The sequence below is a fragment of the Methylobacterium sp. 77 genome (assembly GCF_000372825.1).
In the GTDB taxonomy this organism is placed as follows: Bacteria; Pseudomonadota; Alphaproteobacteria; order Rhizobiales; family Beijerinckiaceae; genus Methylobacterium.
Genome location: NZ_KB910516.1, coordinates 4,085,306 through 4,100,819 on the forward strand (window position 1 = coordinate 4,085,306; position 15,514 = coordinate 4,100,819).

The window sequence follows — 15,514 nt, forward strand, 5'->3', positions numbered from 1 at the left end:
CGCCGAGACGCGAGAGGGCGGGGTCGAGGCGGATTATTCCGCCGCGTCGACGTAGAGCTTGCCGCCCTCGGCCTGGAACTCGGCCGATTTCGCCGCCATGCCGGCCTCGCGCTCGGCCTGGCTCATCGGCGTCGCCTCGCCCAGCACCTGTCCGGCCGCTTCCATCGCCAGAACCTCGGCGCGCAGATCCTGCGTGATCTTCATCGAGCAGAATTTCGGGCCGCACATCGAGCAGAAATGGGCGACCTTGTGGGCGTCCTTCGGCAGGGTCTCGTCGTGGTAGGCGCGCGCCGTGTCCGGATCGAGGGAGAGGTTGAACTGGTCCTCCCAGCGGAAGTCGAAGCGGGCGCGGCTGAGCGCGTCGTCGCGCAGCTGCGCCGCCGGGTGGCCCTTGGCGAGATCGGCGGCATGGGCCGCGATCTTGTAGGTGATCACGCCTTCCTTGACGTCGTCGCGGTTGGGCAGCCCGAGATGCTCCTTCGGGGTGACGTAGCAGAGCATGGCGCAGCCGAACCAGCCGATCATGGCGGCGCCGATGCCCGACGTGATGTGGTCGTAGCCGGGGGCGATGTCGGTGGTCAGCGGGCCGAGGGTGTAGAACGGCGCCTCGCCGCACTCCTCCAGCTGCTTTTCCATGTTCACCTTGATCTTGTGCATCGGCACGTGGCCGGGGCCCTCGATCATGGTCTGGCAGCCCTTGTCCCAGGCGATCTTGGTGAGTTCGCCCAGCGTCTCCAACTCGGCGAACTGGGCCGCGTCGTTGGCATCCGCGATGGAACCGGGACGCAGACCGTCACCGAGCGAGAACGAGACGTCGTAGGCCCGCATGATGTCGCAGATCTCGTCGAACCGCTCGTAGAGGAACGATTCCCGGTGCCCGGCGAGGCACCAGCGCGCCATGATCGAGCCGCCTCGGCTGACGATGCCGGTGACCCGGCGCGCCGTGAGCGGCACATGCGCGAGGCGGACGCCGGCATGGATGGTGAAATAGTCGATGCCCTGCTCGGCCTGCTCGATGAGCGTGTCCTTGAAGACCTCCCAATCGAGCTTGAGCGGATCGCCGCCGACCTTCTCCAGCGCCTGGTAGATCGGCACCGTGCCGATCGGGACGGGGGAGTTGCGCACGATCCACGAGCGGATGTTGTGGATGTTGCGGCCGGTGGACAGGTCCATCACCGTGTCGGCGCCCCAGCGGGTCGCCCAGACCAGCTTCTCGACCTCTTCGGCGGCCGACGAGGTCACGGCGGAATTGCCGATATTGGCGTTGATCTTGACGAGGAAGTTGCGGCCGATCGCCATCGGCTCGACTTCGGGGTGGTTGATGTTGGCCGGGATGATGGCGCGGCCGCGCGCCACTTCCTCACGCACGAATTCCGGCGTGATGAAGGCCGGAAGGGACGCGCCGAAGCTGTTGCCGTCGGCCAGGGCGGTCTGCGCCCCCTCGAGCATCGTCTCGCGAGCGAGGTTCTCGCGGTGGGCGACGTAGATCATCTCCTCGGTGATGATCCCGGCCTTGGCGAATTCGTACTGTGTCACCAGCTGGCCGGGGCCTGCCTTGCGGATCTGGCGCGTCGCCGGACAAGGGGCGACGAGCTTGTCCTCGGGGACGAAGCCATTGTCTTCGGGCTTGACCGCGCGCGGCGTGATCGTGGCGTAGCCGCGCTTGGCGATCCACGGATCGCGCAGCAGCGGCAGGCCGCCGTTGAGATCGATCCGGGCGTCGGTCTCGGTGTAGGGACCGGACGGATCGTAGACCCGCACCGGGGCCTCCTTCGGATCGCTCAGCGTGACCTCGCGGAACGGCACCCGGATGTCGTCGCGGCCGGCAACGCTCGCATAGACCTTGCGCGAGCCCATGATCGGGCCGGTGGTCACGGCCTGCGGCTGGCCTTTGGCGGGGTCTTGTCCGGAAAGATCTTTGGGAAGGACGGGTGCGTTCATGTCGGATTCGCTCCTGGCGTGGGAGGCGATCCGGTTCGCAACGGTACGTCAGGACGACGGGCACCCACTCGATCGGAGCAGAAGACCCAAGCGCAGTTCCCGTCCCTCCGCCGGTATGAGCCGGATCAGGTTCAAGGGTCAGGGCTCCAGCCCTCTCTCAGCCCCCTTCACGGGGCTCCCCTCGGAACCATTCGAAAGTCTGCGTTCGCGGTCGCTTTGTCAATCGGGAGGAGAAACATCCACGCCGGAGTGAAAGACGCCCGTCCTCACGGGGGAGCGCCGGGCGCCGACATGATGAGCGACCGATTGCTGTCAAAGCATTGTTTTTAATCCATGCCGGCAGCTTATTATTTGCATTAGGCCTGTGAAACACAAAACAAAGGATCCGATGGAGCTTTATCGAGGCGCTGTGCGTTGTAAATTCTGATTTCCCATTCGACAGTCAGGCTGGTTTCTCATGAACAGGCTCGTTCTTGCATCCGCGGCGCTCATCGGCGCCGTCGCGTTCCTACCGGCGACGGCCGATGCGCGTCCCGGCAAGGGCGGCGGCGGCGGAGCCGGCGTCTTCCATGGCCCGACGATGGGTGGCGGCGGCGGCGGCGGACGCGGCTTCGGCGGCGGAGGGTTCAGCGGTGGCAAGATGGGCGGTGGCGGTGCCGGCGTCTTCCGCGGACCGGTCGTAGGCGGCGGCGGGTTCGCCGGTAATCGCGGCTTCGGTGGCGGTCGAGGCGGTGTCGTCACCGGCCCGACTGTGGTCGGAGGCGGCTACGGTCGCGGCGGCGGCGGCTTCAATCGGGGTTATGGCTACAATCGCGGATATGGCCGGGGCTACGGTTACGGCGGCCTCGGGCTTGGGCTGGGCCTTGGCCTCGCGGGTGCCGGTGTCGGCTACGGTTACGGCAGCGGTTATTACGGCAACGGCTATTACGGTGGCGGCGGCTACGGCGGCGGCTACGCTCCGGCCTATTACGGTGGTGCCGTGGAGGTTCAGCAGGATGTCGGCGGGTCCGATCAGGATGTCGCCTACTGCATCCAGCGCTTCCGTTCCTACGATCAGCGCTCGGGGACCTATCTCGGCAATGACGGCCTGCGTCATCGCTGCCCGCAATAGCATCCGGCGCTCAGGCGGAAACGCCTGAGCCACGATCGCTTGGCAAGAGCCGCAACCGATAAGCCCCGCAATCCGTCGTTGCGGGGCTTTGCCGTGTCGTGAGATCGATCTCAGGCCGCCGCGAAAGGTGGCACGCCCATCGGGCACGCATTCTGCAGGCAGATCTTACGGTCCGGGGCGCACCCGGAATGTTCCAGGGAGCGGCCATTCATGACCTTCGACAGATCGCGGCGCACGATGTTCATGGCGGCGCTGGGCCTCGGCGCCGTACTGGTGCTTCCGGTGTCCAAGTCCGTCGCCGACGAGGGCGGGCGGCTCTCGACCCACGTCCTCGATACGCTGAGCGGCAAACCGGCCGGCGGCATGAAGATCGATTTCTACGTCTCCGAGAACGGTGCCTTCCGCCTCGTGATGCAGATGACGACGAATGCGGATGGCCGGACCGACAAGCCCGTCCTCGTCGGTGACGCCCTGAAGGCCGGAAGCTATCAGTTCGTCTTCCACGTGGGCGAGTACTTCAAGGCGAAGGGCGTGCCCCAGGCCGATCCACCCTTCCTCGACATGGTGCCGGTCCAGTTCTCCATCGCCGATGCCAAGGCCCATTACCATGTGCCGTTGCTGACGACCCCCTGGAGCTACTCGACCTATCGCGGCAGCTGAGGGATGCCGCCGCTTCCCGGTGCGATCCTGTTGGCCGCCCTCGCATGGACGACCCTCGATTCCTCGCCTCTCGTTCGGCCGGTGGTCGAGCGGAGCGCGGAGACGGCCCTCGACATGGCGTCCGTGAACGCCCTGTCGCGGCAGGATTTCGTGCGCACCTTCGGCGGGGTGTTTGAGAATTCACCATGGGTCGCCGAACGCGTGGTCGATGCCAGACCGTTCGCCTCTGCGGCCGCACTGCATGCCGCGATGATGGCGGCGGTACGGGCTGCCTCTCCGGCGGAGATACTCGCATTCCTCAATGCCCATCCCGAACTCGCGGGCGCGGAGGCGCGAGCCGCCCGGATGACCGCACATTCCTCCGCCGAGCAGGGCGGCGCCGGTCTCGACCGGATGACGGAGGCGGATTTCGACCGGTTTGACCGGCTCAACGCCGCCTACCGCGAAAAATTCGGGTTTCCCTTCATCATCGCCGTGCGTGGGCGGACCAAGGATTCCATCCTCGCCGAGTTCGAGCGACGGCTCGGGAATCCACGCGACATCGAACGGGACGCCGCGCTGGCCGAGATCTCCCTCATCACCCGGATGCGACTGGAACGGATCCTCGGCCCCGCCTAGATCGTCGGGCGGGATACGATACCCATCCGATCCATCGCGTGGCTCGAACAAGCCGGCATGCCCGCTTCGACGGGACGCCTCCACTTCGGAAGCCACGTCGTGGCGCGCGTCTTTCATCGCCCCAGTGCGCAGTGAGAAGAGCGGAGTTGTGTCCTTGCGGGCATCTTCCGGCATGGCGTAACGGCATGCCATGGTCGCTCCCGGTTCTCTCCTCGCTCCCGACGACATCGCCCACGTCATCCAGGTCGCACTCGCGCCCGCCTTCCTGCTGACGGCGCTGGCGACGCTGCTCAACGTGTTCTCCACGCGGCTCGGGCGCGTGGCCGACAGGGTCGATGACGCCGCCGCCAGCCTGCAGAAGGCGGATGCGGACGAGGCCGCTCACCTGTCGCGTCAATTGTCCTATCTGCGCCGTCGCTCCTTCATGCTCGATGTCGCGGTCGTCCTCGCCTCGATCGGCAGCATCATGACCGGAATCGCGGTGCTGACGCTGTTCGTGGGGGCGTTGCGCGATGCCGCCACGGCTTCCGTCCTGTTCGGCTGCTTCGGCGTGGCCTTGGTCTGTACGGTGGCCGCCATCGTCGCCTTCCTCGTCGAGATCCTGATGGCGGGCCGCCGTGTCAGGGACGAGGTCGACCGCCGCACGATCGAGGCCTCGGACAGGGAAGCGGGCGAGGCGGATGCGCCGTATCGGGAGTCCCGGTCGAGCCGGTTCTGAGCCTCCGGAGAAAGCCGGCATATCCACGTTCGGGACCGTTCCGCGCCCGTCATCGATGCCGGTTCTGCATCGATCCATCCAGTCTTTGAGTTGGACGCCGGGTTCGGGGCGGATTTAGGCTTTATCTTGCAAACGGTTGCCGGGGTACTCCTTCAGGACGTCCGCGAGAACGACCGATGTCCGCCTCGGTAACGACCGGGCGGCCCGACATCTGGGAGAGACGCCATGAGCGCCGGTCTGGTCATGACCGCGGCGAAGCGGAGCCGCGTGCGGCTCCTCGTCGTCACGATGCTGTTTATCGCCACCACCATCAACTACGCCGATCGGGCGACGCTCTCAATTGCCGGCCCGTCGCTGGCCAAGGATCTCGGCCTCGACGCCGTCTCCATGGGCTACGTATTCTCGGCCTTCGCCTGGTCCTACGTCCTCGCCCAGCTTCCCGGCGGCTGGCTGCTCGACCGCTACGGCGCCAAATGGGTCTATGCCGGGGCGATCTTCCTGTGGTCCGCCTTCACGCTGATGCAGGGCGCCGTTGGCTTCTTCACCGGCTTCACGGCGGTGGCCGTGCTGTTCGCCCTGCGTCTCTGCGTGGGCTTGGCCGAGGCGCCGGTCTTCCCGGCCAATGCCCGCATCACCGCCGCTTGGTTTCCCACCGCCGAGCGCGGCACGGCCTCGGCCTTCTTCAACTCCTCGCAATATTTTGCCACCGTCCTGTTCACCCCGCTCATGGGCTTCGTCGTCCACCATTACGGCTGGCACCACGTCTTCACCCTGATGGGCGCGCTCGGCATCGCCTTCGCGCTGCTCTGGACGCAAGTGATGTACGGCCCGAAGGAGCATCCCTCCATCAACAAGGCCGAGCTCGATTACATCGGCGAGGGCGGCGCGCTGCTCGACATGGACGGCCGCGGCGCCGGCGCCTCGGCCGATGCGGGCAAGACCATCAAGCAACTGCTCTCAAACCGCATGCTGCTCGGCATCTATATCGGCCAGTACTGCATCACCACGCTGACCTACTTCTTCCTCACCTGGTTCCCGGTCTACCTCGTGAAGGAGCGCGGGCTCTCGATCCTGCAGGCGGGCTTCGCCGCCGTGCTTCCGGCCCTCTGCGGCTTCGTCGGCGGCATCCTGGGCGGCTGGCTCTCCGACATGCTGCTGAAGCGCGGCTGGTCTCTCACCGCGTCGCGAAAGATTCCGATCGTGGGCGGGATGCTGCTCTCCATGAGCATCATCGGCTGCAATTACGTCCAGGCGGATGCCCTCGTGATCGGCCTGATGGCGCTGGCCTTCTTCGGCAAGGGCATCGGTGCGCTCGGCTGGGCCGTGGTCTCCGACACCTCGCCGCGCTCCACCGGCGGGCTCAACGGCGGCCTGTTCAACACCTTCGGCAACACGGCCGGCATCACCACGCCCATCGCCATCGGCTACATCGTCCAGCAGACGGGATCGTTCAACGGCGCCCTCGTCTTCGTCGGGCTGAACGCGCTGGTGGCGGTGTTCTGCTATCTCGTCATCGTCGGCGAGATCAAACGGGTGGAGCTGCGCTGATCACGTCACCCGATCGGATGGGGACAGAGGCGCGGCCGTGGGGAGACCCGCGGCCGCATCGTCGTTGCGAGGCGCCATGCTGGATTTCGGCCAACTCCGTTGCTTTGCCGCCGTGGCGGAAGAGCTGCATTTCGGCCGCGCCGCCGCCCGGCTGAACATGACGCAGCCGCCCCTGTCGCGGCAGATCCAAGTGCTGGAGCGCGTCCTCGACGTGCAGCTCCTCGACCGGACCAGCCGCTCGGTACGCCTCACCGCCGCCGGGCGCAGCTTCCTGCCCGAAGCCCTGCGCATCCTGCGGCTGGCCGAAACCGCCACCTACGTCACGCGGCAGGTGGCGGCCGGCAGGGCCGGCGTGCTCAAACTCGGATTCACGGCGGCCTCGGCCTACGATTTCCTGCCCCGCCTCGTCATCGCCTGCCGCAACGCGATGCCCGACGTCACCCTGTCCCTGCGCGAGTTGGTGACGAAGGATCAGGTCGAGGCGATCCTGTCGGGCCAGATCGATGCCGGGTTGATCCGCCCGCCGGTGAGCCATGCCGAACTCGACTCCGAGCGCGCCCTGGCCGAGCCGCTGGTGGCGGCGCTTCCCGCCGATCATCCGCTGGTTGGACGAGAGGCGATCACGCTGCGCGACCTCCACGGCGAACCCTTCATCGCCTATGCCTCGCACGAGGCGAGCTACTTCCACCATCTTCTCGACAGCCTGTTCGTGGGCGCCGGCGTCCAGCCGCGCATCCTCCAGCAATTGACGCAGATCCACTCGATCCTGGCCCTCGTCCGCGCCGGGATCGGCCTCGCCTTGGTGCCGGCGGCGGCCGAGCGCCTGCGCTTCGAGGGCATCGTGTTTCGCCCGCTCGCTCTGGCGCAGCCGCAGCCGGCCGAGCTTCACCTCGCATGGCGGCGCGGAAGCGACGTGCCGCTCCTCACCCCGTTGCGGGCGATCCTGAGAGAAATGCCGGCCTGAACTCGTCGATCGATGCTTCTCGTGCATCGATCGATCCAGCCTTTAGCTTGGACCGGCATCGCCGGACTTTCTAGAACAGGACCGGCAAGACGGTGCGCAGACGCCGCTGCATCCAGTTCGGGAGAACGCTCATGCAGGTCGAATCCACGCCAAATGCCTCGCGCGGCCTCTCGCGCACGCCGACCGTCACCGCCATCAAGGTCGTGCCCGTCGCCGGTCGCGACAGCATGTTGCTCAACCTCAGCGGCGCGCACGGCCCCTTCTTCACCCGCAACCTCGTCATTCTCACCGACTCGACCGGCGCCACCGGCCTCGGCGAGGTGCCCGGCGGCGAGCGCATCCGCCAGACCCTGGAGGATGCGGGCGACCTCGTGATCGGCCGCCCCATCGGCGATTGGCAGGCCGTGCTCAACGCCATGCGCAGCCGGTTCGCCGACCGCGATGCGGGCGGGCGCGGGCTTCAGACCTTCGATCTGCGCGTCACCATCCATGCGGTGACGGCGATCGAATCCGCCTTCCTCGATCTTCTCGGCCAGTTCCTCGACGTGCCGGTGGCCGCCCTCCTCGGCGAGGGCCAGCAGCGCGACGCCGTCGAGATGCTCGGCTACCTGTTCTATGTCGGCGATCGCCGCCGCACCGACCTGAACTACCGCGAGCCGGAAGCCCGCGACGGCTGGTTTCGCCTACGCGACGAGGAGGCCCTCACGCCCGACGCCGTCGCCCGGCTGGCGGAGGCCGCCTACGAGGCCTATGGCTTCAACGACTTCAAGCTGAAGGGCGGCGTGCTCTCCGGTGAGGAGGAGATCGCGGCGGTGACCGCGATCCACCAGCGCTTCCCCAAGGCCCGCGTCACCCTCGACCCCAACGGCGCATGGTCGCTGCGGGAGGCCATCGACCTCTGCAAGGGGCGCGGCGACGTCCTCGCCTATGCCGAGGATCCGTGCGGAGCCGAGGACGGCTTCTCCGGCCGCGAGATCATGGCCGAGTTTCGCCGCGCCACCGGGCTTCCGACCGCCACCAACATGATCGCCACCGATTGGCGCCAGATGAATCACGCGATCCAGCTCGGCTCCGTCGATATCCCCCTGGCCGACCCGCATTTCTGGACCATGGCCGGCTCGGTCCGTGTGGCGCAGCTCTGCCGCGACCACGGCCTGACCTGGGGCTCGCATTCGAACAACCATTTCGACGTGTCGCTCGCCATGTTCACCCATGTCGCCGCCGCCGCACCGGGCCGCGTCACCGCCATCGACACCCACTGGATCTGGCAGGACGGCCAGCGTCTGACCAAGGAGCCGCTGCAGATCCGCGGCGGCCTCGTGCGGGTGCCGGAGCGGCCCGGCCTCGGCATCGAACTCGACTGGGCCGAAGTCGAGGCGGCTCATGCCCTCTACCGGCGCCATGGCCTCGGGGCGCGGGACGACGCCTCGGCCATGCAGTTCCTGGTGCCGGACTGGACCTTCGACAACAAGCGTCCGTGCCTGGTGCGCTGAACCGACCTCGTCCGCTGAATTTGCCTCGTGCGCTGAAGGAAACGCGACGATGACCGATATCCTCACCAACCGCTTCAAGGCGGCGCTCAATGCGGGCCACCAGCAGATCGGCCTGTGGTGCAGCCTCGCCAGCTCGATCTCCACCGAGGTCGTGGCCGGCTCCGGCTTCGACTGGCTCCTCCTCGACATGGAGCATTCGGCCAACGACCTGCGCGATGTCTATGCGCAGGTCCAGTCGATGATGGAGAGCTCGGCCAACGCCATGGTGCGGATGCCGAGCGACGAGCCCATCGCGATCAAGCGCATCCTCGATACCGGCGTGCAGTCGCTGATGATCCCCAATATCGACGATGCCGATCAGGCCCGCCGCGCAGTGGCCGCCACCCGCTATGCCCCGCGCGGCGTGCGCGGCTTCTCGCAGGCCCCGCGCGCCGCCCGCTTCGGCCGCATCCCGGATTACCATTCCCGCTGCGAGGCGGAGATCTTCGTCGCCGTGCAGATCGAGTCGCGCCGGGCACTCGACAATCTCGAGGAGATCGCCGCGGTGGAGGGCGTCGACGGCGTCTTCATCGGACCCGGCGATCTCTCCACCAGCCTCGGCTATATCGGCCGGCAGAACCACGCCGACGTGGTGACGATCGTCGAGGAGACGATCGCCCGCATCCGTCGCTCGGGCAAGCATGCCGGCATCCTCACCGCCAACGAGGAACTGGCGCATCGCTACATCGCGGCCGGCACACGCTTCACGGCGGTGGGCTCGGATATGGGCCTCCTCGCCCGCACCTCCGAGGCCCTCGCCGCACGCTTCCGCTGACCCTTCGCCCGCATCCGGAGAGACACATGGATATCGGCTTCATCGGCCTCGGCATCATGGGCGCGCCCATGGCCGGACATCTCATCGCGGGCGGCCACGCCCTCCACCTGAAGACCCGCCGCGAGGTGCCGCAGACCCTGATCACCGCCGGCGGCCGGCCCTGCGCCAGCGCCGCCGAATTGGCCGAGCGCTCGGACATCGTCATCCTGATGCTGCCCGATACGCCCGATGTCGAGGCCGTGCTGTTCGGCGCGGCCGGCGTGGCCGAGGGCGTGAAATCCGGCGCCGTGGTGGTCGACATGAGCTCGATCTCGCCCATCGCCACGCGCGATTTCGCGGCTCGTCTCGCGACGCGCGGCGTCGATTACCTCGACGCCCCCGTCTCGGGTGGCGAGGTCGGCGCCAAGAACGCAGCCCTGTCGATCATGGTCGGGGGCAAGGACGAGGTCTTCGAGCGGGTGAAGCCGCTCCTCGACCTCATGGGCAAGACCGTGACCCATGTGGGCGAGACCGGCGCCGGTCAGGTCGCCAAGGTCGCCAACCAGATCATCGTGGCACTCACGATCGAGGCGGTGGCCGAGGGGCTGCTCTTCGCCTCGAAGGCGGGGGCCAACCCGGCCAAGGTCCGCCAGGCCATCACCGGAGGTCTCGCGACCTCGCGCATCCTCGAATTGCACGGCGAGCGCATGATCAAGCGCACCTTCGATCCGGGATTCCGCATCGCTCTCCACCAGAAGGACCTGAACCTCGCTTTGGAGAGCGCCCGGTCGCTCGGTCTCGCCCTGCCGGGGACGGCGATGGCGCAGCAGCTCTTCTCCGTCTGCGCCGCCAACGGCGCCGGCAACGCGGACCATTCCGCCCTGGTGCGTGCCCTCGAAATCATGGGCCATCATCAGGTGGCGGAGGGGTAGGGCGGATCGCGCCCGCCGTTCCCTCGGTCTTATGCGCCGTGCGTGTCGAGCCAGCGCACGGCGCCGCTCAGGTCGAAGCCGCGTTCCTGTCCGTAGGCCGTGAGGTCGTCGCGGCCGAGGCGCCCCGCCAGAACCTCGCTCAAGGCCCAGAGCGTGATCGAGCGGGTGCCGCTGCGGCAATGGGCGATGACCGGGCCGGATGCGCCGTCCACGGCCTCCCGGAACCGCGCGATTTCGTCTCGGGTGATGCCGGGGCCGGTGACGGGGAGGTGGAGGTAGGCGAGCCCCGCCGCCTCGGCCGCCTTGGCCTCGGCCGCGTTCCCCGGCTGGCCCGGCTCCTCGCCGTCGGGGCGGTTGTTGATCAGCAGGGCGAATCCGCTCGCAGGCAGGGAAGCGATCTCCGCCTCATCCGGCTGGCCGGAGACCGACAGGCGGGAATCGATGGGCGTGATGTTCATGGCGAGATTGCCTCGGGATGTGACGTCCGGCAGCGGGGTTCCGGTCGAAAATGGGCCTTCGCCCGAGTGATACAAGCCGATGCCGCCCTGGTCGCGATGCTCTACTTGCCCATCCATTCGTGCCCGGCGACCAGCGCCTCGACCGAGCGCGTCCAGGTGCCGGGCTGGTCGGTGGCGCCAGTGCCGAGCGCACGCTGGACCATGACGCTGTCGCTCCAGCGGCCGTATTTGTAGCCCACCGCCGGAAGTAGGCCCACGCGGGTGAAGCCGCAGGCCTCGTGGAGGCGAAGGGATGCCTCGTTCTGCGCGTCGATATAGCCGATCATCTGGCGGTAGCCGCCGGCGGCGCAGGCCTCGATCAGCGCGGGCAGGAGGCGCCGGCCGATGCCCGCGTTCAGGTGCTCGTGATGGACGTAGATCGAGTGCTTGAGCGTGTAGCGATAGGCCGGGCGCTTGCGGAACGGCACGGCATAGGCATAGCCCGCCACGACCCCGTCGCGGTCGGCGACGAGGTGCGGCAGGCGCTTCTTGCGCATGGCCTTGCGGCGGCGCTTGAGATCGTCGGGGTGAAGCGGGTCTTCCTCGAAATCGCCGACATCGCCGACGCCCCGCCGGATGTGGTGGGCGTAGATCGACACCATGGCCGGCACGTCCGCATCAGAGGACGGCCGGATGATCACTTCGGGATCGGAGGCGGTGGGCGGCCCGTCCGGACTCACGGGCGATTCTCGCGCATGACGTAGGTGTAGAACCGGATCGTCCCATCGGGATCGACGTTGCGGAACACGCCCTGGATCTCGGCCTCGAACCCCGGGAACAGGTTCGCCGACCGCTCGAACATCTTGAAATAGTCCAGCATGGGTTTCGCCCGCTCGTCCAATCGCTCGCCCGGCAGCACCGTGCCGATGCCCGGCGGGTAGACCAGAAGCAAGGTCGTCGCCACGCGGCCTTCCGCTTCCGCGATCGGCACGTAATCGACGTTGTTGCGGGTGAGCTGCTGCACCGCCTCCTTCGGGGTCATCACCATTTCGGGCAGGTGCCCCGGCTCGAACTGCTTGCGCTGGAGCGTGCTGGTGCCGTGCTCGCGGTGGAAGGCGTGAAAATCGGCGCAGAGGTCGCGCAGGCGCACGCCCTTGTAGCGGTTGGGCCGGCGCCGGACGAATTCCGGCATCGCCTCCTCCAACGGGACGTTCTCGTCGTGCAGGCGCTTGAAGGCGACGAGGCCGGAGATGAGCGTGCCGGCTTTCGAGGATTCGACGCCCGGCGTCAGCAGGAAGAGCAGCGAGTTGAGATCGTTCTTCTCGGCGACGATGCGGTTCTCGCGGAGATACTGCGCCACGATGGGGGCGGGCACGCCGTGCTCGGCATATTCGCCGGTCTTGCGGTCGAAGCCCGGGGTGAGCACGGTGAGCTTGTTCGGGTCGGTCATCGCATAGTTCGACGCCACATGGGTGAAACCGTGCCAGGCGGCGCCCGGCGTCAGCTCCCAGTATTTCGCATCGCTGGCGAGTTCGTCCGTCGAGATGCTCTCCCACGGCACCTTGCCCTCCGGGCCCTTCACCGTGTCCGGCACGAAGGGGTCGAAGAACCAGCGGCGCAGGGGATCGCCCTCCTTCTCCTCGAACTCGCGGCGGATGGCGCGCACCTTCTTGCGCCACTCGATGCCGAGGCGGATCGTGTCGTCCCACAGGACCACGCCGGAGCGGCCCTTCATCATCTGCGCGCCCACATCGAGGGAGGCGAAGAGCGGATAGAACGGCGAGGTCGAGGCGTGGACCAGGAAGGTCTCGTTGAAGCGCCGGTGCTCGATGCGCCGGGTCTGGCCGCGAATGTGGCTGTCCTTGGTGTGGATCTGCGACGCCTGCGAGAAGCTCGCCAGCTGCTTGTGGGTCGATTGCGTGGCGATGATGCCCGGCGAGGTCTCGTCGAGATTCTTCAGGCCCATGGCGAATCTGCCGGCGAAGAGCGGGTGGAACTTCATGAAGCCCGCCCAGGCCTCGTCGAAGAGGATGTAGTCGCAGAGGTGACCGATCTTCTCCATGATCATCTGCGCGTTGTAGATCGTGCCGTCATAGGTGCATTGCTCGACGACGGCGACGCGGAACGGGCGCTCGCGCTTCCACGCGTCCTTGTCGGTGATCAGCGGGTTGGTGCGGATCTTCTCGCGGATGGCCGCCTCGTCGAGGGCCTCGTGGTACATCGGGCCGATCAGTCCGAAACAGTTGCGGTCGGTCTCGAGGAAGACCGGGACCGCACCGCCGAGGAACAGGGCGCCGTGATGCGCCGCCTTGTGGTTGTTGCGGTCGAACAGCACGAGGTCGCCCTCGGCCACCAGGGCCGACAGCACGATCTTGTTGGAGGCCGAGGTGCCGTTGAGGACGAAGTAGGTCTTCTCGGCGCCGAAGATGACGGCGGCCTCCTTCTGCGCCTTCAGGGCGGGGCCCTCGTGGACCAGCAGGTCGCCGAGATCGAGCACGGAATTGTCGAGATCGTCGCGAAACACCGCTTCGCCGAGATGCTCGACGAAGATGCGGCCGATGGGTGAGCGATTGTAGAAGATACCGCCGTTATGGCCGGGGCAGGTCCAGAGCTGGTTGCCCTGCTCGGCGTAATCGACCAGCGCGCCGAAGAACGGCGTCTTCAGGGTCTCGGCATATTGCTTGACCCGGCTCACGAGGCCGCGGGCGATGTAATCGGGGGTCTCTTCGGCGAGGAAGATGTAGCCGTCGATGAAGTCGAGCACCTCGACGGGGATGTCCTCCAGGCGCTTGCGGCGGACCATGATGACGATGGGCATCTCGAGCCCGCGCTTCCTCATGAGGTTGATCAGCGCGGCAGCCTTGCCGTCGAGGCCGCGCTTGCCCCAATCCACCACCATGCAGCCGATGGCGGCATCGGTCTGGACCGCGATGGCCGCATCCTCCACGCGCCGTGCCCGCACCACCTCGAAGCCGAGCTTTTCGATGGAGGTGAGGATCTGTTGGACGCGTACGCCCTCAAGATCGTCCGGGTCGAAATTCGGCGCGCACATGAGCACGGTGAAGCGGCGAAAGAAGTCCATGCGGGGGTAGGCTCCGGATTGTCGGGTCGTTGGAGGGCGGTGTGGGCGCGTTCGCGCCCCGGATCAACCGGGGCGTCCGGAAAGTCCGAGGCGGCGGATGACGAGGTAGACGGCCAGCGCCGCGCCGAGGCCGATGCCGAGGGCGATCAGCGATCCGCTGTCGGATTCCGAGAAGAACAGCCCCTTGGTGTTCATGCCGAAGATGCCCGTCACCAGGGTCGGCGGCAGGAACAGGGCCGTGAGGATCGAGAGCGTGAAGAGCTGGCGGTTGGTCAAGGCCGTCGTGCGGGCGGCGATCTCGTCCTGCAGCAGGCGACACCGCTCGGACAGGACATGCATGTCGCGATGGAGCGAATCGAGGCGCTGGACCACCCGCGCGGCCATCGCGCCGATGGCCTCCGGCAATTGGTCGTCTTCCGTGCCGGCCTCGTCCTCGAGCCGGTGAAACACCGCCCGCAATCCGGCGAGCTGGCGGTGGGATCGCACGGATTGGCGCCGAATCGGGCCCAGGGGCCTCGCATCGTCGGCCTTGGCGTCATCGAGCATGTCGTCCTCGATGGCATCGAGCGCCGAGGACAGCCGATTGGTCGTCGCGGTGAGGGCTTCGATGGTGCTCCCGACGAAGCGCTCCAACAACTTGGCCGGACCCGGAACGAGGGCGCCGGACAGGACCGCGTCGCGTGCGGTCACCGCACAGGCCGTTGCGTGGCGACGGCCGCTCACGAGGAAGCGCGGTCCGAGCACGCAATGGAGGCGACCGTTCGGCTCCTCGCTCGACGAGCCGTCGAAGGCGCGCTCCCGATCCGCGATCACGAATCCGGCATGAGGGCCATCGACGACGATGCGCTGATGATCGTCGCGGGCGAAGGTCGCCGCGGCGAGCCGAGGCGGACCGAGGCGTCCCTCGGCGATCAACGCCTCGATGCGGGCATCGACGAGATCGAAATGAAGCCAGACGAAGCCGTCATCGTCGCCTTCGAGAGGGGGGAGGTTGTCCCCCGGTTCGATACGGCTTCCCTGTCCGTCCGCAGTGAAGCGCAGGGCGAAGATCAGTCCCGGAAGGGACGCTTCCTCGATGAGGAGATGCGGCATGGTGCGGTCGCGGCGATCGTGGCCGGCAAAATACCGGCTCACCGCCGCGCTGGATCGCAACGCTGGGCGACACTGTGATGACGGCAGGACGCACCTGCCGGACAACATCCCGCGTGCGACGGCCG

General features: G+C 67.3%; 14 protein-coding genes and 1 riboswitch. Of the genes, 9 read left to right on the plus strand and 5 right to left on the minus strand.

The window, feature by feature from the left end; all coding sequences use genetic code 11:
- Nucleotides 1-33 precede the first annotated feature (33 nt).
- Nucleotides 34-1,941 (minus strand): phosphomethylpyrimidine synthase ThiC, encoded by a 1,908-nt coding sequence (thiC, locus tag A3OK_RS0119375; RefSeq protein WP_019906555.1) that lies wholly within the window; start codon nt 1,939-1,941, stop codon nt 34-36.
- Between the two features lie 85 nt (nt 1,942-2,026).
- A riboswitch (TPP riboswitch) is annotated at nt 2,027-2,133 on the minus strand.
- 265 nt (nt 2,134-2,398) lie between these two features.
- On the opposite strand from thiC, the gene A3OK_RS0119380 reads away from it, so the two are divergent.
- The 9 genes from A3OK_RS0119380 (at nt 2,399) to A3OK_RS0119425 (ending at nt 10,778) form a co-directional block, all read left to right on the plus strand.
- Entirely contained in the window at nt 2,399-3,052 is a 654-nt protein-coding gene (locus tag A3OK_RS0119380) for a BA14K family protein (protein WP_019906556.1), read from the plus strand.
- Nucleotides 3,053-3,295: 243 nt separating this feature from the next.
- On the plus strand, nt 3,296-3,712 hold the full coding sequence (uraH, locus tag A3OK_RS0119390; protein ID WP_019906558.1) for a hydroxyisourate hydrolase: 417 nt from the start codon (nt 3,296-3,298) through the stop codon (nt 3,710-3,712).
- A 3-nt stretch (nt 3,713-3,715) separates the two neighbouring features.
- A complete protein-coding gene (uraD, locus tag A3OK_RS0119395; protein ID WP_019906559.1) occupies nt 3,716-4,330 on the plus strand; it encodes a 2-oxo-4-hydroxy-4-carboxy-5-ureidoimidazoline decarboxylase in 615 nt (204 codons plus the stop codon).
- Nucleotides 4,331-4,520: 190 nt separating this feature from the next.
- Complete coding sequence (locus A3OK_RS0119400; protein WP_019906560.1) at nt 4,521-5,048, plus strand: DUF2721 domain-containing protein; 528 nt, start codon at nt 4,521-4,523, stop codon at nt 5,046-5,048.
- A gap of 225 nt (nt 5,049-5,273) precedes the next feature.
- A complete protein-coding gene (locus A3OK_RS0119405; RefSeq protein ID WP_019906561.1) occupies nt 5,274-6,596 on the plus strand; it encodes an MFS transporter in 1,323 nt (440 codons plus the stop codon).
- A gap of 76 nt (nt 6,597-6,672) precedes the next feature.
- Complete coding sequence (locus tag A3OK_RS0119410; RefSeq protein ID WP_019906562.1) at nt 6,673-7,560, plus strand: LysR substrate-binding domain-containing protein; 888 nt, start codon at nt 6,673-6,675, stop codon at nt 7,558-7,560.
- Between the two features lie 131 nt (nt 7,561-7,691).
- Nucleotides 7,692-9,053 carry a glucarate dehydratase gene (gene gudD, locus A3OK_RS0119415; protein WP_019906563.1) on the plus strand — a complete coding sequence of 454 codons (1,362 nt, stop codon included), beginning with the start codon at nt 7,692-7,694 and terminating at the stop codon, nt 9,051-9,053.
- A 49-nt stretch (nt 9,054-9,102) separates the two neighbouring features.
- Entirely contained in the window at nt 9,103-9,867 is a 765-nt protein-coding gene (locus A3OK_RS0119420) for an HpcH/HpaI aldolase/citrate lyase family protein (protein WP_019906564.1), read from the plus strand.
- Between the two features lie 26 nt (nt 9,868-9,893).
- A complete protein-coding gene (locus tag A3OK_RS0119425) occupies nt 9,894-10,778 on the plus strand; it encodes a 2-hydroxy-3-oxopropionate reductase (protein ID WP_019906565.1) in 885 nt (294 codons plus the stop codon).
- 29 nt (nt 10,779-10,807) lie between these two features.
- Here the strand turns inward: A3OK_RS0119425 and A3OK_RS0119430 are convergent, their stop codons facing one another.
- The 4 genes from A3OK_RS0119430 to A3OK_RS0119445 form a co-directional block, all read right to left on the minus strand.
- Nucleotides 10,808-11,236: a TIGR01244 family sulfur transferase gene (locus A3OK_RS0119430; protein ID WP_019906566.1), complete on the minus strand. Its 429-nt coding sequence runs from the start codon at nt 11,234-11,236 to the stop codon at nt 10,808-10,810.
- Nucleotides 11,237-11,337: 101 nt separating this feature from the next.
- A complete protein-coding gene (locus A3OK_RS0119435; protein ID WP_019906567.1) occupies nt 11,338-11,955 on the minus strand; it encodes a GNAT family N-acetyltransferase in 618 nt (205 codons plus the stop codon).
- Nucleotides 11,952-14,297 carry an Orn/Lys/Arg decarboxylase N-terminal domain-containing protein gene (locus tag A3OK_RS0119440; protein WP_019906568.1) on the minus strand — a complete coding sequence of 782 codons (2,346 nt, stop codon included), beginning with the start codon at nt 14,295-14,297 and terminating at the stop codon, nt 11,952-11,954. The genes A3OK_RS0119435 and A3OK_RS0119440 overlap by 4 nt, the downstream gene beginning before the upstream one ends.
- A 63-nt stretch (nt 14,298-14,360) precedes the next feature.
- Nucleotides 14,361-15,431, minus strand: coding sequence for a CorA family divalent cation transporter (locus A3OK_RS0119445; RefSeq protein WP_196805453.1), 1,071 nt, complete (start codon nt 15,429-15,431; stop codon nt 14,361-14,363).
- Nucleotides 15,432-15,514: the final 83 nt, after the last annotated feature.